20 protein-coding genes and 1 pseudogene are annotated in these 21,431 nt (G+C 37.2%); 16 read left to right on the top strand and 5 right to left on the bottom strand.

The annotated features are described in order from the left end of the window. Window positions 1–114 (bottom strand): annotated as a pseudogene (locus AC1M9M_RS14485) (thioredoxin family protein); the annotation flags it as partial. Window positions 115–350: 236 nt separating this feature from the next. On the opposite strand from AC1M9M_RS14485, the gene AC1M9M_RS14480 reads away from it, so the two are divergent. Then, window positions 351–572, top strand: a complete 222-nt coding sequence (locus tag AC1M9M_RS14480; protein ID WP_035270203.1) for a DUF1653 domain-containing protein — start codon at window positions 351–353, stop codon at window positions 570–572. Window positions 573–637: 65 nt separating this feature from the next. Further along, window positions 638–1,222, top strand: coding sequence for an O-methyltransferase (locus AC1M9M_RS14475; RefSeq protein WP_180028998.1), 585 nt, complete (start codon window positions 638–640; stop codon window positions 1,220–1,222). A gap of 75 nt (window positions 1,223–1,297) precedes the next feature. Here AC1M9M_RS14475 and ahpC read toward each other — a convergent pair whose 3' ends face one another. Next, window positions 1,298–1,861 carry an alkyl hydroperoxide reductase subunit C gene (gene ahpC / locus AC1M9M_RS14470; protein WP_035270191.1) on the bottom strand — a complete coding sequence of 188 codons (564 nt, stop codon included), beginning with the start codon at window positions 1,859–1,861 and terminating at the stop codon, window positions 1,298–1,300. A gap of 510 nt (window positions 1,862–2,371) precedes the next feature. Between ahpC and hrpA the strand changes: the two genes are divergently transcribed. The 4 genes from hrpA (at window position 2,372) to AC1M9M_RS14450 (ending at window position 9,509) form a co-directional block, all read left to right on the top strand. After that, complete coding sequence (gene hrpA, locus AC1M9M_RS14465; protein WP_481596681.1) at window positions 2,372–6,259, top strand: ATP-dependent RNA helicase HrpA; 3,888 nt, start codon at window positions 2,372–2,374, stop codon at window positions 6,257–6,259. 47 nt (window positions 6,260–6,306) lie between these two features. After that, window positions 6,307–7,422 (top strand): beta-ketoacyl-ACP synthase III, encoded by a 1,116-nt coding sequence (locus tag AC1M9M_RS14460; protein ID WP_481592444.1) that lies wholly within the window; start codon window positions 6,307–6,309, stop codon window positions 7,420–7,422. Window positions 7,423–7,441: 19 nt separating this feature from the next. After that, complete coding sequence (locus AC1M9M_RS14455; RefSeq protein WP_481596678.1) at window positions 7,442–8,212, top strand: lysophospholipid acyltransferase family protein; 771 nt, start codon at window positions 7,442–7,444, stop codon at window positions 8,210–8,212. A gap of 469 nt (window positions 8,213–8,681) precedes the next feature. Next, window positions 8,682–9,509, top strand: coding sequence for an SDR family oxidoreductase (locus tag AC1M9M_RS14450; RefSeq protein WP_481596677.1), 828 nt, complete (start codon window positions 8,682–8,684; stop codon window positions 9,507–9,509). A 45-nt stretch (window positions 9,510–9,554) separates the two neighbouring features. Here the strand turns inward: AC1M9M_RS14450 and AC1M9M_RS14445 are convergent, their stop codons facing one another. Then, on the bottom strand, window positions 9,555–10,367 hold the full coding sequence (locus AC1M9M_RS14445) for a M48 family metallopeptidase (protein ID WP_180028996.1): 813 nt from the start codon (window positions 10,365–10,367) through the stop codon (window positions 9,555–9,557). A 1,112-nt stretch (window positions 10,368–11,479) separates the two neighbouring features. Between AC1M9M_RS14445 and dsbD the strand changes: the two genes are divergently transcribed. Genes dsbD through dsbG form a run of 3 tightly spaced genes read left to right on the top strand, consistent with a single transcriptional unit; the run spans window position 11,480 to window position 15,038 of the window. Then, window positions 11,480–13,441 (top strand): protein-disulfide reductase DsbD, encoded by a 1,962-nt coding sequence (gene dsbD / locus AC1M9M_RS14440; RefSeq protein ID WP_481596676.1) that lies wholly within the window; start codon window positions 11,480–11,482, stop codon window positions 13,439–13,441. Continuing rightward, complete coding sequence (locus AC1M9M_RS14435) at window positions 13,441–14,286, top strand: prolipoprotein diacylglyceryl transferase family protein (protein WP_481596675.1); 846 nt, start codon at window positions 13,441–13,443, stop codon at window positions 14,284–14,286. Before dsbD ends, AC1M9M_RS14435 begins: the two co-directional genes overlap by 1 nt. A 20-nt stretch (window positions 14,287–14,306) precedes the next feature. Next, window positions 14,307–15,038 carry a thiol:disulfide interchange protein DsbG gene (gene dsbG, locus AC1M9M_RS14430; protein ID WP_481596680.1) on the top strand — a complete coding sequence of 244 codons (732 nt, stop codon included), beginning with the start codon at window positions 14,307–14,309 and terminating at the stop codon, window positions 15,036–15,038. 117 nt (window positions 15,039–15,155) lie between these two features. Here the strand turns inward: dsbG and AC1M9M_RS14425 are convergent, their stop codons facing one another. Then, window positions 15,156–15,473, bottom strand: a complete 318-nt coding sequence (locus AC1M9M_RS14425) for a metalloregulator ArsR/SmtB family transcription factor (protein ID WP_481596674.1) — start codon at window positions 15,471–15,473, stop codon at window positions 15,156–15,158. Window positions 15,474–15,575: 102 nt separating this feature from the next. Here AC1M9M_RS14425 and AC1M9M_RS14420 point away from each other — a divergent pair, with 102 nt between their 5' ends. From AC1M9M_RS14420 to AC1M9M_RS14390, 7 genes are all read left to right on the top strand, one after another. Then, window positions 15,576–15,992 (top strand): YeeE/YedE family protein, encoded by a 417-nt coding sequence (locus AC1M9M_RS14420; RefSeq protein WP_092768851.1) that lies wholly within the window; start codon window positions 15,576–15,578, stop codon window positions 15,990–15,992. After that, window positions 15,993–16,409 carry a DUF6691 family protein gene (locus AC1M9M_RS14415; protein ID WP_481596673.1) on the top strand — a complete coding sequence of 139 codons (417 nt, stop codon included), beginning with the start codon at window positions 15,993–15,995 and terminating at the stop codon, window positions 16,407–16,409. A gap of 14 nt (window positions 16,410–16,423) precedes the next feature. Beyond that, window positions 16,424–17,311: an MBL fold metallo-hydrolase gene (locus tag AC1M9M_RS14410; RefSeq protein ID WP_481596679.1), complete on the top strand. Its 888-nt coding sequence runs from the start codon at window positions 16,424–16,426 to the stop codon at window positions 17,309–17,311. A 191-nt stretch (window positions 17,312–17,502) separates the two neighbouring features. After that, a complete protein-coding gene (locus AC1M9M_RS14405) occupies window positions 17,503–17,916 on the top strand; it encodes a DUF2946 domain-containing protein (RefSeq protein ID WP_481596672.1) in 414 nt (137 codons plus the stop codon). A 236-nt stretch (window positions 17,917–18,152) separates the two neighbouring features. Then, the gene (locus tag AC1M9M_RS14400) at window positions 18,153–19,598 is read left to right on the top strand and encodes a cytochrome ubiquinol oxidase subunit I (RefSeq protein WP_481596671.1); all 1,446 of its coding nucleotides are present in this window, start codon (window positions 18,153–18,155) and stop codon (window positions 19,596–19,598) included. Next, on the top strand, window positions 19,595–20,599 hold the full coding sequence (gene cydB / locus AC1M9M_RS14395; protein WP_481596670.1) for a cytochrome d ubiquinol oxidase subunit II: 1,005 nt from the start codon (window positions 19,595–19,597) through the stop codon (window positions 20,597–20,599). The genes AC1M9M_RS14400 and cydB overlap by 4 nt, the downstream gene beginning before the upstream one ends. A gap of 11 nt (window positions 20,600–20,610) precedes the next feature. Beyond that, window positions 20,611–20,718 carry a DUF2474 domain-containing protein gene (locus AC1M9M_RS14390; protein WP_481596669.1) on the top strand — a complete coding sequence of 36 codons (108 nt, stop codon included), beginning with the start codon at window positions 20,611–20,613 and terminating at the stop codon, window positions 20,716–20,718. A gap of 413 nt (window positions 20,719–21,131) precedes the next feature. On the opposite strand, the gene AC1M9M_RS14385 is transcribed toward AC1M9M_RS14390, so the two are convergent. Beyond that, window positions 21,132–21,431 (bottom strand): alpha/beta hydrolase (locus AC1M9M_RS14385; protein ID WP_481596668.1); only part of this gene is annotated, 300 nt, incomplete at its 5' end.

The raw sequence follows: 21,431 nt of genomic DNA, 5'->3' as shown, positions 1-21,431 counted from the left end.
TTCTTTGATTTTTGCAGATTTGTCTGAATCATTTAAAGTCGCAACCAATTCGATTGGACCTTCAAGGCGTTCTAAAAGCGTTTTTAATTGAGCTGAAGTATTTTGATCTAACATTGCTAACGTCTCCAAAGGAGTAATAATTCATTCGATACAGGTATACTAAGACAATTGATTGAATAGATAAAACAGTTTGTTTTTATAAATTCAATCGGAAAAATGAATTTAATCAAAGTCTTTGGTGTAGATGTATGAAAGTATTGAGTTAAAACTTGAATTTTCAAGTATAAAAGCAATTCGAATTCAGATATTTACATTAAAATTATTTTAATAGATATGAGCGAGGACCAATTATGACCTTAGAGAGAGGCATTTATAAACACTATAAAGGACAACTTTATCAAGTCCTTCATGTAGCGACGCATAGTGAAACTCAAGAAAAGCTTGTGGTCTATCAATGCCTTTATGGAGATTATTCAATATGGGTAAGGCCATTAGCGATGTTTACAGAAAGCATTTATCTAGAGGATGATGATCGTGAAATTGAACGTTTTAAATTGATTCAAAAATTATGATGATTGTCATAGTAAAGACTTTATCTTTGATTAGTTTATAGAAATCGATTCAATGAGAATATGTCATGAATGCTGAATTTCTAAGTCAAATGCAAAGTTTATATCAGCAGTTAATTCAACATGATGCATATCAAACTGATCGCGATCTGAGATATCGAAATATAAAACCAGAATCTGCCCATTATATTTCGATGCTTATTAAGATCCAGACCTCTAAACGAATTCTTGAAATAGGAACTTCGACAGGATATTTAACATTATGGATGGCGGAGTCGGTTTCGGATCATCAGGGTCGAGTGACGACGGTTGATATAAACTCAAAAAGAACAGCACTTGCGACTCAGTACGCCAAACAGTTTAGTTTAGATCACCTTATTGATTTTATCAGCAGTGATGCAATTGATTTATTAATTAATGAAGGCGATGTGTATGACTTAATTATCTTAGATGCGAATCGACATGCATATCCTGATTATTGGCAATATTTAAAAAAGGTACTACATCCTGAACATGGCGTAATACTTGTAGATAAAGTGATTTCCCATGCTGCTGAAATACAAAGTTTTTTAAAGGATGTTAAGGCTGATCCTGATTTTTGCACGATGACGCTGAATATTGGGTGTGGATTATTGATGATTACGCGGAATTGATGGTGATTGAGAATTTGATGGATTGAACACAAAAAAACCACGCAAAGCGTGGTTTTTTTAGTGCTATCTAATGAATTAGATTTTACCAACTAGATCGATTGAAGGAGCAAGAGTTGCATCGCCTTCTTTCCATTTAGCAGGGCAAACTTCGCCTGGGTGAGCGTGAACGTATTGAGCTGCTTTAACTTTACGAAGAAGTTCTTGAGCATCACGACCGATACCACCAGCGTTAATTTCAACGATTTGGATTTTACCTTCTGGGTCGATTACGAAAGTACCACGGTCAGCAAGACCAGCAGATTCGATTAGAACTTCGAAGTTTTTAGAAAGAGTCCAAGTTGGATCGCCGATTAATGGGTATTGGATTTTACCAATTACGTCAGAAGTGTCGTGCCAAGCTTTGTGAGTGAAGTGAGTGTCAGTAGAAACACCGTAGATTTCCACGCCTAATTTTTGGAATTCAGCGTAGTTGTCAGCAAGGTCACCAAGTTCAGTTGGGCAAACGAAAGTGAAGTCAGCAGGGTAGAAAAATACTACAGACCATTTGCCTTTAAGATCAGCTTCAGTCACGTCTACAAATTGACCGTTGTGGTAAGCTGTAGCTGCGAATGGTTTAACTTCAGTATTAATTAAGCTCATCATTGTCTCCATGATTGAGGTTAGTCTTTAATTTTCAATTAGAGTATCGAACTTTCGTTCTGTGCTGAAATGGTATTTTTACATTACAAAAATCGGAAAAACCGAATTATGTAAATTGATTGCCATTTAAGTTTGTCATCTGTCTTCCTTGTAACACATCAAAATGATGTATTCGTGACAGGATGAGAAAATTTCACATGCCTACCAACATGAAGACACTGAAGTGAAAATTCAAGGGTAAATATTAAAAAAACCATCATTATTTTGGATTTAGTTTTTCAAAAATATAAAAAGCTACATGAAAATTTCAAAAATTGTATGAATTGTCACATAACGCGGCTGACATGTTTCTATTTCAACTTAAGATCATTTTAAGCTTTATATTCTCATTTAATCTAAAAAAATAGTCCGATTCAGATTTGGGATAATCTTTGAAAATGAGTAGAATAAAGCGTTTCGTAATTGGTATAGGGCTAAAACTTGGCGACGATAGGGTTAAATGTAGAACAAATGGTGATGGCACGAGATCTTCATCGTTTAAATCGACTACGCAAAGGAAAAGATGCCAATGAAAAGCAATATCAAGAACTTTTTGAAAAATCAAATTTAAAAGTACAACAGCGTATTCAACGCATTCCTAATATCAAACTTAATCAAGATTTACCTGTTACCCAATATGCAGACAAATTGATTGAGGCCATTCAAAAACATCAGGTCATTATCGTTGCGGGTGAAACAGGTTCAGGTAAAACAACTCAGCTTCCTCAGATAGCCATGCTTGCGGGGCGTGGTTTAACAGGGTTAATTGGTCATACCCAGCCACGACGATTAGCTGCGCGCAGTGTATCGCAACGTATTGCAGAAGAGGTGGGTGAAAAACTCGGTGAGTCTATTTCATTTAAAGTAAGGTTTAACGAACAGGGTTCACAGGACTCTATCGTTCGTTTAATGACAGATGGTATTTTGCTGGCTGAATTGGCTCATGATCGTTTCTTAACCAAATATGACACCATTATTATTGATGAAGCACATGAGCGCTCGCTCAATATTGACTTCATCATGGGCTATTTGAAACAGCTCTTGCCACGTCGTAAAGATCTTAAAGTCATCATCACATCTGCAACTTTAGACGTTAATCGTTTTTCAAGTTACTTCAATAACGCACCGATCTTTGAGGTTGAAGGTCGTAGTTTTCCTGTAGAAGTGCGTTATCGTCCGATCTCTGAAATGAGTATTGTAGGGAGTGATGATGATGAGTTTGATGACTTTGAAGAAAACCTACCGCGCGCAGTAGTATCAGCTGTTGAAGAATGTTTCAAAGATGCACAGGAAAAAGGTCATCCTGAACACGCAGATATTTTGATTTTTGCCAGTACGGAACAAGAGATTCGTGAGCTACAGGAAACTTTAATCAAACATGGACCTCGTCATACAGAAGTTCTACCTTTGTATGCGAGACTAGCGTTATCTGAACAACAAAAGATTTTTAATCCTGCAGGTGGTGGACGGCGTATCATTATTGCCACCAACGTTGCGGAAACTGCATTGACCGTTCCAAACATACGTTACGTCATTGATAGTGGTTTTGCACGTATCTCTCGTTATAACTACCGTTCGCGTGTTCAGCGTTTACCGATTGAAGCGATTTCTCAAGCAGCAGCCAATCAGCGTAAAGGTCGTTGTGGTCGTATTGCACCGGGTGTGTGTATTCGACTGTATTCAGAAGAAGACTTTTTAAGTCGTCCCGAATTTACTGAACCTGAAATCAAACGTACTAATTTGGCATCTGTTATTTTGCAGATGCAGAGTTTAGGTCTTGGAACACTCGAAGATTTTGACTTTATTGAACCGCCTGATCATCGTCTCGTCAATGATGGTCGTAAACTGCTGATTGAACTCGGGGCGATGACGGAAAAGAGTAATCCTTCTCTTGTGGCTAAAACAGCCTCATCTTTAGATAAAGGTGGACTTCAAGGCAAAGGCGATTCTCTTACCAAAATTGGTCAACAAATGGCAAAAATGCCAATTGATCCAAGACTCGCACGTATGATTTTGGGGGGTGCTCATTTTGGGGCGCTCAATGAAGTATTGATTATCGTGGCAGCGTTAGCTGTTCAGGATCCAAGAGAGCGTCCTGCTGATAAACAAATGCAAGCGGATCAGAAGCATGCCTTGTTTCGTGAAGCCGACTCTGACTTTCTGTTCTATCTCAAATTATGGGATGCGTTGGTTGCAAATCGGGAGATGAGTGAAAATAAGCGTCGCACATTTGCACGTAATCATTTCTTGAGTTGGTTACGCTTGAGAGAATGGAAAAAAACACATGAGCAACTGGTTGATCTTGCTCAAGGCTTAAAGCTTTCTTTTAATGAAAAGAAAACCAGTTACGAAAATCTTCACAGAGCTTTACTCACGGGACTATTGTCATTCATTGCAAATAAAACAGATGAACGCAATGTATTCATGGCAGTGCGTCAACAAAAGGCACGTATATTTCCTGCATCGACCTTACACAAAACCAATACACCATGGGTCATGGCATTTGAGATGGTAGAAACCTCTCAGGTGTATTTACGAACACTGGCGAAAATTGAGCCTGAGTGGATTTTGCTAGCTGCACGTGATTTAGTTAAACATCATTACTTTGAACCGCATTGGTCGAAAAAAGCAGGTGTAGTTAACGCATATGATCAAATTTCACTGTTTGGTTTGATTATTGAGCCTAAGCGTCAAATCAATTATGAAAAGGTCGATCAAACTACGGCGCATGAAATTTTCCTTCGCGATGCTTTAACGACGGGTCATCTGGGGATTACACCACCATTTTTAAAACATAACTTGCTTAAACTAGAAGAGGTTGAGCGAGTAGAAGATAAATTGCGACGTCGTGATTTGGTGGTAGACGAAGAGACGATTTATCAGTTTTATGCTGCAAAAGTGCCTGAAGATGTAGCGAGTCGGCGTAGTTTTGAAGATTGGCGTGCAACAGTTGAGCCTCAAAATCCACGTTATTTGTTCATCGATGACGATGCTTTATGGCTTAACGATCGTCCAACTACCCAACAGTTTCCTGATTACTTACGTAATGGGGACCTTCGTTTAGCGGCAAGTTATCGATTTGACCCAAGCCATGATGAAGATGGTGCGACGGTCAAGATTCCACTACAGGCCCTGCCACAAGTAGATGAAAACTTATGGTCATGGGGCATTCCAGGTTGGCGTCTTGATTTGATTGAAGCACTATTAAAAGCTCTTCCAAAAGATAAGCGTCGTGGCTTGGTACCTATACCAGATACTGCGCGTAAACTGATGTCCAAAATAGATGCGCAAGATTTACAAAAGCATATTTTTAGTTTTTTAGCTTTTCAATTGAGAGGCGAACAGATCACTGAAAAAGATTTTAATGTAGATCGAATTGAACAATATCTTTTACCGCTCATTAAAGTCATCGATGAAAAAGGACGAGTGATTGAGCAAGGTCGCGATTTATCTGAATTAAAAGCACGCTGTCGTACTGAAACGCATAGTCCAGTCAAGCAGTTAAAAGGTGAGTATCAAACTTTCCCTGAGCATTTTGTGTTTGAAGCATCGCAAAAAGTCACAGGTGTCGTCGTCAAACAATATCAAGCACTTGTACCAAGCAAGGAATTTTCTAAGCTTGAGCAAAAGGATGAGTCAGGTGTTGTCATTCAAACGTTTAATGATCAGCACGAAGCAATACGCCATCATCGTGCTGGTATTATTCGCCTGATTCATATGCAGCTAGGTGATTTGATTCGACAGCTTAAAAAACAAATTTCTAAACCACTCGCATTAGCCTATTCCCCTTTGGGTGATAAAGCTCAGTTAGAACAAATGTTAGTTTACGCAACATTGCAAATGGCTTTAGAAAAAGAGCCTGTAGATGCGCAAGATTTCCAAACAATTCTGCAGGCTGTCAAGCAGTCTTTCCTGACGCATGGTCAAAAGGTCTTGGCTGCCTTTAATGACATTTATGTACAATGGCAACAAATTCGACGCGAGTTGATGATGATTGATGCCAATGTATTTGGTAAAAATATCGATGATATTGAAGATCAACTTGATCTGATGAGTCTAGCGGATTTTGCTTATAGTAAATCTGTAGATGTGTGGATTGAATTTCCACGCTATCTTAAAGCTTTATTGATTAGGATTGATCGTTTGCCTCATAATCTCAAACGAGATGATGATGCGATTGCTCAAGTCGATCCTTGGATGGATAAATTATTTAAATATAAAAATGATCAAAAATTGAAAGAGCTATATTTTATGGTTGAAGAACTGAGAATCTCATTATTCTCTCAACCGATGAAAACCAAGATGCCAATTTCGCCAAACCGTATTCAAAAAGTATGGGAACGTCTCGGAATCAGTTAATATAGCTTTAATTTGAAATATTGAGTTACTCAAAAAAGGAGTTTTGCATGGGCATTCGTATTACAGGCACTGGCTTATTCCATCCTGAACATGTCATCACCAATGAAGAATTGGTTGAAAGTTTAAATGCTTATGTAGAAAAGTTTAATCAAGAGAATGCTGAAAAAATTGCTGCGGGCGAAATCGAAGCACGCCGTGGTTCAAGTGCAGAATTTATTGAGAAGGCTTCAGGTGTTAAAGCACGTTATGTTGTAGAGAAGGAAGGCGTATTAGATCCTAATCGTTTACGTCCAAACTTAGCAGAACGATCAGATGATGAAATTTCACTTCAAGCTGAGTGGGGTGTGATCGCTTCAAAACAAGCAATGGAAAATGCCGGTGTAACTGCTGAAGACATTGATGTTGTAATATTGGCTTGTTCAAATATGCAACGTGCATATCCTGCGGTTTCTATTGAAATTCAAACTGCATTAGGCATTCAAGGTTATGCTTATGATATGAATGTTGCTTGTTCTGCTGCAACATTTGGCTTAAAACAAGCTTATGATGCGATCAAGTCTGGTGCTCGTCGTGTGCTCTTGGTCAATGTGGAAATCACATCAGGTCATACAGATTATCGTTCACGTGATTGTCATTTCATTTTTGGTGATGTAGCGACAGCTTCAATTATTGAAGATACAGATTCTAAAACTGGATTCGAAATTTTAGATACGCAATTGTTTACGCAATTCTCTAATAACATTCGTAATAATTTTGGTTTCTTGAATCCAAGTGAAACAACCAACGCGGATGATAAACGCTTCCGTCAAGATGGCCGTAAAGTGTTTAAAGAAGTATGCCCATTGGTTGCGAAAATGATTACAAAGCAACTTGAGAAAAACCAAATCGAACCGACGAATGTTAAACGTTTCTGGTTACATCAAGCCAATGCCAGCATGAACGAGTTAATTTTAAAGCTGGTTGTGGGTAAAGCTGCTGCTGAAGCAGATCCAGACTTAGTTCCAATCATTTTAGACGAGTTTGCAAACACTTCTTCAGCTGGTGTCATCATTGCGTTACACCGAACTGCAGATCAAGTGAATGATGGTGAATACGGTGTATTATGTTCATTTGGCGCAGGTTATTCTGTTGGTTCAATACTGGTTCAGAAGCGAGTAGCTTAATTAGATAAAGAGATGTTCAATGGAAAATAAAGCATTGCAAATCCAACACCATTCTAAAATGATCCGATATGGTAGTTTGTTGCAACGTTTTTATTTTAAACCGACCTTTCTTGGTGTTGAACATCTCAATGCTAATCGACCTGCCATGTATGTGGGTAATCATACAATTTATGGTGTATTTGATACGCCAATATTGATTGATTATCTATATACAGAGCACAAAATTAAAATTGTGAGTTTAGGTGATCACATTCATTTCAAAATACCGTATTGGAAAGATATGGTTCATAAAATGGGTGCAATTGAGGGTCTAAGAGAATACGCCAGAGATGCAATGCAACAAGGATACTCTATCCTAGTGTTTCCAGGTGGTGGGCGTGAGGTAGTAAAGCGCAAAGGGGAAGAATATCAACTCATATGGAAAGAGCGCTACGGATTCTTAAAGTTAGCTCAAGAATTTGACTACGACATTGCACCTTTTGTAGCTGTAGGTGGTGATGAAGTATTCGATTTGGCACTTGATGCAAATTATTTACTTGAAAAAAAGTGGTTTAAAAAGCTTTTAGCTGTTCCTAAAATTGGAAAATTACTCCGTCAAGGTGATGTCTTGCCTTCAATACCCAAAAATATTATTCCTAAAAGAGTCCCATTCTATTTCAATTTTTTACCACGACAATCAATCTCAAATATCAAAACAGAACAAGATTTGATTGAATTCAGAGATCAATTGCAGCAAACAATTTACGAAAATATTGCATCAACGCAGTTGATACGAGATAGACAAAGTTAAATCTTAGAAAATTATACTTCTTAATCTAATTATATTGTTGATTATAAAAATATTTTTAAAATAATATTAAAAAAATAAATTAGTGCTTTCTATTTTATATCAATTAGGTATATTATTTTAATGTAAATATTCAGTTTACTAAGCCCAAAGATTGTACTCCTCCTTGGGCTTTTTTTTATCTCAGCATAATAATAGGCGTATGAGCGCGATTTTCACTTTTTTAAATTCACACAAAATAAGATTGAAAATCAAAGTTGATTTTTTGGCACAAAATGCAACTATAGTTGGTTTTTGAAAAATTAATAAAAACAGAATGTTATTTATGTTTTTTAGCATGCTATCAAAATAATTCTAATTTTGTAATTGCAAAATGTATGCTTCTACGACTTAGAGGTTCATAAAGAAATTTTGCATAAGTGCTTTTTTTTTGTACATTGAAAACTCAAAAACAAAATAACACAGAGGGATTATGTCACTACAAGGAAAAACACTGTTCATTACAGGTGCAAGCAGAGGTATCGGTCGTGAGATTGCACTTAAAGCTGCAAAAGATGGTGCAAATATTGTGGTTGCTGCAAAAACGAGCACTGTACATTCGAAACTCAGTGGTACGATTCATTCTGTTGCAAAAGAAATAGAAGCAGCTGGTGGGAGAGCATTAGCGATCCAACTTGATGTACGAGATCAAGATGCTGTCGCAGCCGCAATGAAACAGGCTGCTGAACATTTTGGTGGGATAGATGTCCTCATTAATAATGCTGGTGCGATTAATTTGAGTGGGGTTGAAACGCTTGATCCAAATCGTTTTGATCTTATGTATCAAGTTAATACTCGCGCCGTTATGGTCTGTAGTCAAGCTGCCTTGCCTTATTTAAAACAAAGTCAAAATCCACACATTCTTAGTCTCTCTCCACCTTTAAATTTAAAAGAAACGTGGTTTGCGGTTCATTCTCCTTACACCATCAGTAAATATGGCATGAGTATGTTGACCATGGGAATGAATCAAGAATTCGAACGTTATGGAATAAGTGTTAATGCCTTGTGGCCTAGAACCATTATTGCAACTGCAGCGATTGAGTTTTCTCTCGGTGGACGTGAGTTATTTAGCAAGGCTCGGACACCAGCAATCATGGCTGATGCAGCGTATGCAATCTTGACGAGTGAGAAACGTTCGATCACGGGTCGTATGATGATCGATGAAGAGATATTAAGAGAGAAAGGTGAAACTGATTTCGAAAAATATCGAGTTGAGCCATCAGATGAGGAATTGATGGTCGATTTATTTGTTGATCCATAAATGAGAAAGCCCAACATAGCGTTGGGCTTTATTATTTATACTAAATTATCGTAATGCAGTAAGGTTGACATCCTTTTGATACATCTCGATCTGCATGACTTGTTCAGTTAAGAATGCTTTACGTTGGTCATTGCTCGGATGACTTGCAAACAAAGTTGATTGATCTTTATTCATTTTACGTTTGTTGAGATTTGCTTCGAATTTATCCCAAAATGAGAGTGCTGCATTGTGATTGTAGCCCGCTCTCACCATCAAATCTAAACCAATCAAATCAGCTTCTTCTTCTAGATGACGGCGATGAGACATATTGGTTTGATTGCCTGATAAACCACTTGCAAGCCCGATGGCAGCCCCAGTTCCCATGGTTGCACCCATTAGACCCAAATTCATTGCTGCGAAACGAGAAGCCTTTTCACGACTATGATTACGGATAATGTGTGCCATTTCATGCGCAATTAGGGTGGCTAACTCGTCATCAGATAAGTTTTCAAACATATATACAGCCGAATTAACTACAATTTGCCCACTTTGAAAGGATTGGGCATTCGGTTTGCTGCTGAGCACACCGTTAATTCGCCATTGAATTGGTTGACGACCTTCACGTAAATATTGATTAGCATGTGGGATTAAACGTGCCAAAATTTGATTTAATCGTGGATCTTCAAGATATAAAGACTTAGTTTTCGCTTTCTTTTCAAATTTATTATAGCTACGGTTTGAAATTTTATTCCAAGCTGATTCCGGAATAATCATGAGTTGTTTGCGTTCGGAAGCTACAGTGCCTAATGATGTGGTTGAAACACAGCCAGTCGAGATTAATGCAATTGAACTTATAATACCAAACGCGAAGGATTTCATAATTACACCTTAATGATGGGATATTATTTGAGATCTGGCTTGATTTTTAATAGCTAGATTTCGTGTTTAATTATTGTTCAATATTTAGATTAATTAAACAAACATTATTTTAATTATTAATTTGAACGGATTAATATCATAGTGTTTATAATGAGATTTGAGTCACAATAATATTTTTTTATTTGTTATTTTATTATTTAGATAAATTATTAAATTTATATATATTTTGTATTTTATTATATTTTTATTATATTATTGGTGATTGGATTAATATTTATTAAAATTAATAGTATATATAAATCAGTATTTTATGTTTTATTATTGTTTTCTTTAAATGTTTAAATGTGATTCTGTTTTTAAATTTAATTTAATATGAGAATAAATTCTCACTATTTTAGTTGAATATTGATAAATAACTCATAACGAAATATGTTGGAATTTCATTCAAAGTTATTAAAAATTAATTCTTATATTGTGAAGTTTTTCTTACATGTTGATTTGGTGTATTTTGTGATTTAATTCACACATATTATCGTTGGGTATTTTAATTAAATTTGGGTGGACTAATTATATGATTTTTTAACCACGAATTTTTTTGATCACAGTGTTATAAGGCCTGTTTGATTTTTGACAAGGTCTGAGCATCATTAATATGCGCATGCTGCTTATCCTAGCCAATCGATACAACAGAACACTTTAAAATAAATTCATCTAAACTTATTTTGTCTTCAGTCAATATAAGTATCAATTCGTTCAATTTCAAAGATGTTTAACCTGAACTTGAGTTTTCAGTACTCGTCATTCAATCGCATCGTATTTTGAAAGAATGATTAATCTTGATGTTGAGTACTCGGTGAATCAAATGAGGGTTTCTTTGGTGGTTCGAGTAAAGTCTCAATCACAAACGCTGTGCCAAGGTGATCAACAGAAATATTTAAAGAATTCCAACGGAATAATGAGATTTTTTGCGATATAAAGTTCATGTTAGGGCGAGTACAAATGTATGAGCGATCTCGAGTGACGATGGGCGTTGAAGCGGCATTTGTTTTATCACGCTTTCTTAATTCATTCTTTGAACTTTGAACGACTAGACAGGAACTGATACAGTCAATATGAATAAGTGGTTTAAGGGTAGTTTATTGCTTGGCTCTTTGGTGAGTAATTTTGCATTTGCAGATTTTCTACCACCAGATCAAGCATTTCAATTTGAGGCAGTATCAGTCAGTCATCATCAAGCTGAACTAAAATGGAAGATCGCAGATGGTTACTATCTCTATCATGATCAAATCAAAGTTTCAGACATTCAAGGTCCTGTAAAGTTATCTCTACCACGCCCAAAAGAGAAAGATGATCCAAACTTTGGTATGACCCAAGTGCATTATCAGGATGTAATCAGCAATATTCCAGTCAAACCAAATCAAGAATTTAAGATTCAATGGCAAGGATGTGCTGAAAGTGGTTTATGTTATCCGATTCAAAGAACAACGATAACAACTGACAGCACAGGTTTATTCCCAGCGCAGCAAACTACACAAGCTAAGAAAGTTTTAAATCTCAAAGAAATTTCAGCGGCATCTAATGGAGTTGTAAATACTCGAGATGCACAAGAAAATGCTTCACCAAAAACAGAAACACAACTCATTTCAAAGGATAATAATACAGTCTCAGATCGTAAAAATTTTAACGCTTCTGCGCTTGAGTTAGATAAAACCGAATTTGGGGAAAATAATTTAATCAGTGAGGATCAATCCACGCTAGATGCAAATTTATCTAAAGAAAATTTGAACAGGCCAGCCAGCTTTTCGAGTGTATGGAACAACGATCAATTTTTTTTAAATTTGCTCTCTCAACAAAGTGTATGGCTTAATTTATTGGTGTTTTTAGGACTTGGAATATTGTTGGCATTCTTGCCTTGTTCATTGCCCTTAATTCCGATTTTATCAGGCATTCTTGTGCAAAATCACAGAGGTTATCGTGCCGCGATAATAGCTTTTATTTTTGTCACAGGGATGGCTATCGTTTATGCGTTAATGGGATTCGTTGTTTCTCAACTGGGCTATAGTTTTCAGCGTTGGTTTCAAAGTCCGATCTTCATCAGTATTTTTAGTCTCCTGTTTATTATTTTTGCCCTTAATCTTTTTGGTGCATTTCAAATCTCTTTACCTCAAGGAATGTTACAACGCTTAGATCTTTGGCAACAAAAACAAAAAGGCGGAACATTGATCGGTGCAGGACTCATGGGGATGATTTCTGCACTGATAGTTGGACCCTGCATGAGTGCTCCGTTGGCTGGAGCATTGATATTTGTCTCACAGATGAACCAACCTTTATTAGGGTCGACTTTTCTTTTTGTTTTGGGCATTGGGATTGGTTTGCCGCTTTTTATTGCGGCAGTTTTCGGGACGCATTTTTTACCTAAACCTGGGGTATGGATGGATCGACTCAAGGTCTGTTTTGGCTTCGTGATGTTGCTTGTGGCCATTTATTTTGCACGGCCACTTATTCCAACCAGTATTTATCAAATTCTGATGGGTCTTTTACTTCTTGGATTCGCTGTATATTTACTCTGGAAAATGCGACCTTATGTCGAAAAAATAGTGGTTAAAAGCATCATCATATTATTCAGTCTTGGCATGATGTTTTTAGGAGTGAATTATGTGCAGCGAGGGTATACGCACTCACTTGTAACGCAGGCCAAAACATTACATACATGGCATAAAGTCAACTCTGCCGCGCAGCTTTCAAATGTTTTGAACGCAAATCAAGGTAAAGCCGTAGTAATTGATGTTTACGCAGATTGGTGTGTTGCATGTCAACCGATTGAAAAAGAGGTACTTCCGCGTGAAGATGTTCAAGCCAAACTCAATGAGTTGGTTTTAATTAAATTAGATCTCACTCATTTTGAACCAAGCCAAGATGAACTGTTAAAAAAATGGCAAATTTTAGGTCCGCCAACATTTATTTTTTTAAATACGCAACATGATGAAATACGTGATCTGCGCTTGACTGGAACTTTTACTGCAACACAGTTATTAAATCGATTGCAGGAACAATCTGTCGGGATGGTTCAGTAATGATTTCATTTGATGGGATTCAACTTGGATCACTCATGTTTCTATGGGTTTTATTGATTCTATTCAGTGGGATACTGTTCATCAGTATCCTGATCAATGTTTTAGGTCATCACTATAAATGGACAGATACCCAAGTCAAAATCAGTAAAGATTCAGTGTGGACAAGCATCATTATTGGAGCAGTTGCCGCTAGAGTCATCTTTGTTATGTTCTATTGGGAGACTTATATTGCAAATCCTTTAGATATACTCAAAATCCAAGATAAAGGATTTAGCTTATGGAGTGGATTATTCTTCGGTGGGCTAAGCTATATCATTCTCAATCGAAGCTTACGAACAAAAATGAAGATCATTTTAGTTGGGGTGTTTTTATTTTGGGTAGCGATTGGCGTAATGATAAAAACTCAATACAAGGTTGAAAGTTTTTATCCTGATCTAAGTTTTCAGATACTCCCAACTGATCATAGTGAAAATAAGAATGAAGGGTATTTCACAGATTTTTTGGGTCAGCCTACAGTCGTTAATTTGTGGGCGAGTTGGTGCCCGCCATGTCATAGAGAGATGCTAATACTTTTTCAAGCACAAAAGGCTCATCCCAATATTCATTTTGTGATGCTCAATCAAGGTGAAGATATCACAACGGTTCAAAACTATTTACAAAAACACAGCTTCAACTTTAAAAATGTCAGACTTGATGTAAATGGGGAAATGCCCAAGCAGAGCAATAGTTTTGGCTTGCCAACTACATTGTTTTACGATGAAAAAGGTAAATTGGTGGATAGACATATGGGTGAGTTAAGCGCTGCAAAAATGCAAGAATATTTAATTAAAATGACAGCTGAGTAGAGCTAAAGGTTATGAAAGATATAAATAAATTAATATTGTTGTCTAGCGTATTTTTAATAAGTAGCGTCAGTTATGCGGATTTAAAAAAGCAGATTTCAGCAGAGGGCTTTGAGTTTGTAAAAGAAATTCCAGCACCAGCAGGTATGACAGGATGGGCAGGGCATATGAACCAACATCCAGGCACGGTTTTTATTTCTAATGATCAGAAATATTACATTATGGGTGATTTATATAATGCTCAAGGTGAAAATATTTCTATTGAAGCATTAAATACACATGTCAAAGACGCCGTATTAGATGATGTATGGAAGAGCATTGAAAAGTCGACTTGGATTCAAGATGGTGAAAATACAGCAGCACGCGTTGTTTATGTATTTTCAGATCCTAACTGCCCATATTGCCATCAATTTTGGGAAGCTGCACGACCATGGGTAAACTCGGGAAAAGTTCAACTTCGACATATACAAGTTGGTGTAATTCGAGAAGAAAGTCGAGGGCAGATTGCCACCATACTTAACTCAAGTGATCCTGCTAAAGTATTTAATGACTACAATAAAAAGAAAGGTAAAGAGCGATTAGTTGTTACGCAAAATATATCAAAATCTTTACATGAAAAAATCGACTATAACGAGTCACTTATGGATAAATATGGATTTTTTTCCACGCCAGCTATGGTATGGAAAAATCAACAAGGAGAGTTCAAGTCTATGCAAGGAATGGCAAAAGACTTGCAAGAAGTTTTTGAAAAATAGAATTTTTTGGTCTTTAGTACTCTTGAATACAAAACTTTAAAATTTAATACATGGTCATTTACATGGAGAATATGATCGTATTTGAGTCTCATATCCACAACTGAAAGAATTGCAAGATTATGAAGTAGGATCGCAATATAAGCTATAAAGCGTTTGCATAATGGTGAGGACTTTAGGATCACTCAGTTGATAAAAAATTTGTTTACCTTCACGACGAGTCACCACCATTTCAGCTTTACGTAATACGGTTAACTGTTGTGAAAGCGTGGGTTGAAAAATTTGAGTTCGATTCTCAATTTCATGAACGTTCAATTCACCATCTACTAAAATACAAAGTATCTTTAAGCGATCAGGATTCGACAGGACTTTAAGTCGATCGCTGACTTGATCAACTTGTGAAAAATCCATTTGATTTAATTCAACATCAGACGGCATTGGATGTTCCTTTGAAACAGAAGGATGCGTATGTTAAAGCATCTTGATTATTTTTCAAAATTATATAATATAAAAAAATATATTGTAAATAAGTAAATTGTTATGCATGATTTTGTGATTGCTTTTTTAGGTGGAGCACTACTCGGTTTATCTGTGGTTGGATACTTATATGTGAATGGTCGAATAGCAGGGATTAGTGGTTTAATCGGTCAAGTACTAAATCCGCATAAAGTTTTCAAAACACCAGCATTGTGGTTTTTAATGGGTCTCATCATCACACCGTTTATCTATGGTATTTGGGTTCAGCCTGAAATTGAACTCGAAGCAAGTCCATTCATGATGATCGTGGCAGGTATTTTAGTTGGATTTGGAACACGTTTAGGTTCTGGCTGTACAAGTGGGCATGGCATTTGTGGTTTAAGTAGATTGTCCAAAAGATCTATTGTGGCAACACTAAGTTTTATGCTGACAGGCTTTATAACGGTTTATTTAATTCGACATGTCACAGGAGCATTCTAAATGAAAAACCTTTTTGCTTTTTTGTTTGGCTCACTTTTTTCCGTGGGGCTCATGTTATCTGGAATGTCGAACCCTGAAAAAGTTCTTAATTTTCTTGATTTATTCGGTGAGTGGGATGCAAGTTTGGCATTTGTCATAATGGGTGCCATTGTCGTGGCATTCATACCCTTTCAGATCGTAACCAGAAGTGAAAAACCTTTAACTCTATTCAATGAGACTATTGATTTACCAAAGAACAATCAGCTTGATAACAAGCTCATCATAGGTGCTAGCTTGTTTGGGATAGGATGGGGCATCGCAGGCATCTGTCCAGCACCAGGATTAACATTAATTGGTTTAGGGCATTATCAATCACTCTATTTTGTGATTGCGATGTTGATAGGGGTTTTGATTCACCATAAATGGATGGGAGCATAATTATGAAACTAGTGATGAAAGATGCCACTCAAGATCAAATTAAGCCGCTAATTAAAGATTTTTTTGATCAAAATACCAATACATTTAGTTATGTCGTGGCTGATCCTGTGACATTAAGTTGTGCCATTATCGATAGTGTTTTAGATTTTGATGCTGCTTCTGCGACAACAACGACGGAACATGCTGACCAGATTATTCAATACATACATGAACAGTATTACAAGGTTGAGTGGATTTTAGAAACACATGTGCATGCTGATCATTTGACCGCTGCGCAATATTTAAAATCAAAGCTAGGTGGCAAAATTGCCATGAGTCATCATATCGGAATTGTACAAGAAACATTTGGCTCGATTTATCAATTGGATATTAAAGCAATAAACGCACAGCAACCATTCGATTATTTATTTAAAGATCATGAGTGTTTCAAAATTGGAGAAATTGAAGCCTACAACATTCCAACGCCTGGTCATACACCTGCTTGTCTTAGTTATGTGATAGGTGATGCAGTTTTCGTGGGTGATACTATATTTATGCCAGACTATGGTACAGCACGATGTGATTTTCCACGGGGCAGTGCAGCAGAATTATTTGATTCAGTTCAGAATCTTTATCAACTGCCTGATCATATGCGTGTATATCTATGTCACGATTATTTACCAGAAAATCGACATCAATATATGTGTCAAACAGATATAAAAACGCAAAAAGAATCTAATATACACATTCGAATTGATTCAAAAAAGAATGATTTTGTGGAAATGCGCAATAGCCGTGACGCAACATTGGGGATGCCAAAGCTCATTTTACCAGCGATTCAAATTAATATAAACGGTGGCAAATTTCCGCCCACTGAACACAATGGAGTGTCTTATTTGAAAATCCCTTTAAATTTTTTCTAATCATAAAATTTAGCTACTTTAATTTTTATAAATATTATAAATACATGTTATGTATAAAATTGAAAAAGGCTTTAAAAACAAGTTCAATAGGCGTATAGTTAAGAATGAAAGTTGATCAGCCTAGTCGGTTATTAACTTGATTTTTTCTATGTTTCTAAACACTCTTTATCGAAAAGAGTTGAGAGGAAATTTTGCTAAGATCTAGTGGACTCATCATTGCATTTGCAACGGTGTTATTACAACTAGCGGTTTATTTACAGCCGATCTTACCGGAGAAATTTCATATCGCTCCGGTATGTATGTCTATTATGCATAATTTACTTTCTCCAGAACGCCATCAGCATGTTCATGAGACTTATCACGATATCGTCCACCATTTGAGTGAACACGAACATCATCACGACCATAATCAAATTACTCACCAATGCCAATATTGCACTGTTTATGGAGACCTCGTCTTACCATTTGATTTTGGTGTAAAAGAAATTTTTGATCGCTTACAAGTTAAGCTGAGTTTCTACCGCAATTCTTTTTGGCACGTTTATTTTTCTCTACAGAAGCTCTATCTTCTGCCTCAAGGCCGAGCGCCACCTTTTGGACTCTAATTGATTTAAACCTTGGATCATTTTGATCTTAATCAATTTATGTAGAGTTCAATATTATGAAAAAAATCTTTAAACAGTCTGTAGCCAACAGACGGTATTCACTCATCCTCAAAAAAGTGAATTTAAAATCGCGTGTTATCGGAGTGATACATGACATCTACAATATAATTCTAACTGTAGTTTTAAACTCAGTGAAGAACAACATTCACCACAAAACTCAACGATAAGGTGACGTCATGGATCTAGGACTAACAGCGCTCGAATTGGCGCGTATTCAATTCGCATTCACTGTTTCATTTCACATTATCTTTCCAGCAATTTCGATTGGATTGGCAAGTTTTTTGGCTGTGCTCGAATGGCGTTGGCTTAAAACGAATGATCCTGTTTATCGAGATCTGTTTAAATTTTGGATAAAAATATTCGCACTTTCATTTGGTATGGGTGTCGTTTCAGGCGTGGTGATGAGCTATCAGTTTGGAACCAACTGGAGTGAATTTTCACGTATAGCTGGTAGTGTCACTGGACCATTGCTGACGTATGAAGTGCTCAGTGCGTTTTTCTTAGAAGCTGGTTTCCTCGGTATCATGTTGTTTGGCTGGGGGCGAGTTGGGCCAAAGACGCATTTTTTTGCAACCTTAATGGTGGCAATAGGAACATGTATATCCATGTTTTGGATTCTGTCATCTAATAGCTGGATGCAAACACCTCAAGGCTTTGCATTTGAAAATGGAATAATCGTTCCTCAAGATTGGTTCGCGATTGTCTTTAACCCATCCTTTCCTTATCGATTAGCGCATATGGCACTGGCCGCTTTCTTGGTTTCAGGCTTATTGGTTGCCGCAACTGCTGCATGGCATCTACTCAAAGGACGCCGTGATGCGTTAGTTAAAAAGTCATTCTCGATGGCAATGTGGATGATCCTTGCTTTAGCTCCACTACAGATGTTCGTGGGTGATTTACATGGATTGAATACCTTAGAACATCAGCCTGCTAAATTAGCTGCAATCGAAGGTCATTGGGAAACCAATAAAGATCATGGTATGCCGTTGTATCTATTTGGTATTCCAGATATGGAAGCTGAAGAAACTAAATATGCGATTGGTATTCCAAATCTGGGTAGCCTGATCATGACACATACCCTTGATGGTGAGGTTAAAGGCTTAAAAGAATTCGCACCTGAGGATCGACCTAATTCAACCATTGTTTTTTGGAGTTTCCGAATCATGGTGGGTATGGGCATGCTCATGATCTTACTGGCTGTATTTGGTCTATGGCTACGTAAGACAGGCAAATTTTATGAGTCTAAATGGTTGCACAAGTTTGCTTTGTGGATGGGGCCTTCAGGTTTTATTGCATTATTGGCAGGCTGGTTTACCACAGAGGTGGGACGTCAACCTTGGATTATCTATGGCGTAATGCGTACGAAAGATGCGTTATCTCCTGTCTCTGCGGAACAGGTTGGGCTGACGCTGATTATTTTTGTTGTGGTGTACTGTATCGTATTTGGTATCGGTATCTTTTATATGTTGAAAATGATGGTGAAAGGACCAGAATTTATTTATTCAACACCACATTCAGATGGCGAAGTGATCCGAGCGTCTAAACGCCCGATGAGTACCATTGATAATGAACAACAACTTGAAGCATCAAACAAGGTGAATGATCAGGAGAATTTGAAATGATTGATCTATCATTGATTTGGATTATGATCATCGCACTAGGTGTGTTGATTTATGTCGTTCTTGATGGTTTTGATTTGGGAATTGGTATTTTATTTCCATTTGTGAAAGATCGCCAAGAGCGTGATGTCATGATGAATACTGTAGCACCCGTATGGGATGGCAATGAGACTTGGATGGTACTTGGTGGAGCTGGTTTATTTGCCGCTTTTCCACTGGTCTATTCGACTGTATTGTCCGCATTATATATGCCCATTACCTTAATGGTGATCGCGCTTATATTTCGTGGAGTCGCTTTTGAGTTTCGTTTTAAGGCTAATCGGACTAAAGCACTTTGGGACCAAGCATTTATTTGGGGTTCAATTTTAGCTTCATTTTTACAAGGTGTGATTTTAGGCGCTTATATTCAAGGAATACAGACCACCAATGGTGTGTTCACGGGTGGTGGTCTGGATTGGCTCTCTCCATTTTCACTCTTTACAGGTTTAGGCGTTGTTGTGTTATACGCGACACTCGGTTGCGGATGGTTAATTTTTAAAACGGATGAGCGTGTACAAGATCATATGTACCGTCTGATGCCTAAGCTTATGATCGCGTTATTTCTAATATTTGGCGCTGTCAGTATTTATACTCCCCTTGTACATGACGATATTGCACAGCGTTGGTTTAGTCAGCCACAAATGTGGTATTTCAGTCCCGTACCAATACTGGTATTGATTTTCACTTTCCTAGCGCTCAGAGCTTGTAAACGTCGTCAGGAGTTTGCGCCTTTCATCTATACATTGGCTTTGGTATTTCTTGCGTATACGGGCTTCTTAATTAGTTTATGGCCTAATATCATTCCGCCAAGTGTAACGATTTGGCAAGCTGCTGCACCTCAAAGTAGTCAATTATTTGCTCTCATTGGTGCACTCATTCTAATCCCAATTATATTGTTTTATACCGCTTTATCTTATTGGGTATTTAGAGACAAGGTTCGTGTTGGTGACGAAGGTTATCACTGAGGAGAATGATAATGAAACTGAATCAAGCAGGGTGGTTTATTGTTTTATGGCTCGGTGGTTTTTTAAGTCTATTATTGATTGCTGGTCTATTTCGATTGCTCATCCAGTGGGTGTATTAATCTAAATCTTGAGACATCAACAATTAACCCATCATCTAGGTGATGGGTTTTTAATTTAAATACTAACGACTAATCGATATTGCTAATAATTATAGAAACCATGATACAGGCATAATTAAGCGGATTTTAGCTTCTAAAATAACGTTTTAAAAATTTACTTAAACAATTGATTTAAGATCAAATTAGAAGAATCATCTGAATCTTTGAGAATGATGAGTGACATCGTTTCAATCACTTATGTCATAACTATCGCCGTTTTAAGGAATCACGAGACTGATATTTAATTGTCGTTGTTCATGGTCTAATTACTGTGAAAAAAAAAGCCAGACTGGTGGAGCAATCTGGCAAAGCGTCAAGATGAGTCACCCGTGACAAGTGATGTTTCCTGAGTTCAGGTTTGAGTTGTTCCGAACTTAAGCCTGAATAAATTCAGCCACAGCCTGGTTAAACGCCTGTGGTTGTTCAACATTCGAAATGTGCGAAGCATTAATCTCAACAAGTTGACTACCCGCAATCACTGCTTGCATAAACTGACCATCTACCACAGTGGTCACAGGGTCTTGCTGACCTGCAATAATCAATACAGGAATCGAAATCTGTTTGAGTTGTTCACGCACATCCGCCTTAGCCAAAGCTTCACAGCAGCTTGCATAACCTTCAGGGCTGCCAGCTCCTAAGTCGTTTGAAAGTTTTTCAATCACTGCTGGGTTGCT

The sequence above is a fragment of the Acinetobacter sp. ANC_7503 genome, from assembly GCF_056780035.1.
This window is presented reverse-complemented; position numbering and strand designations above follow the sequence as displayed.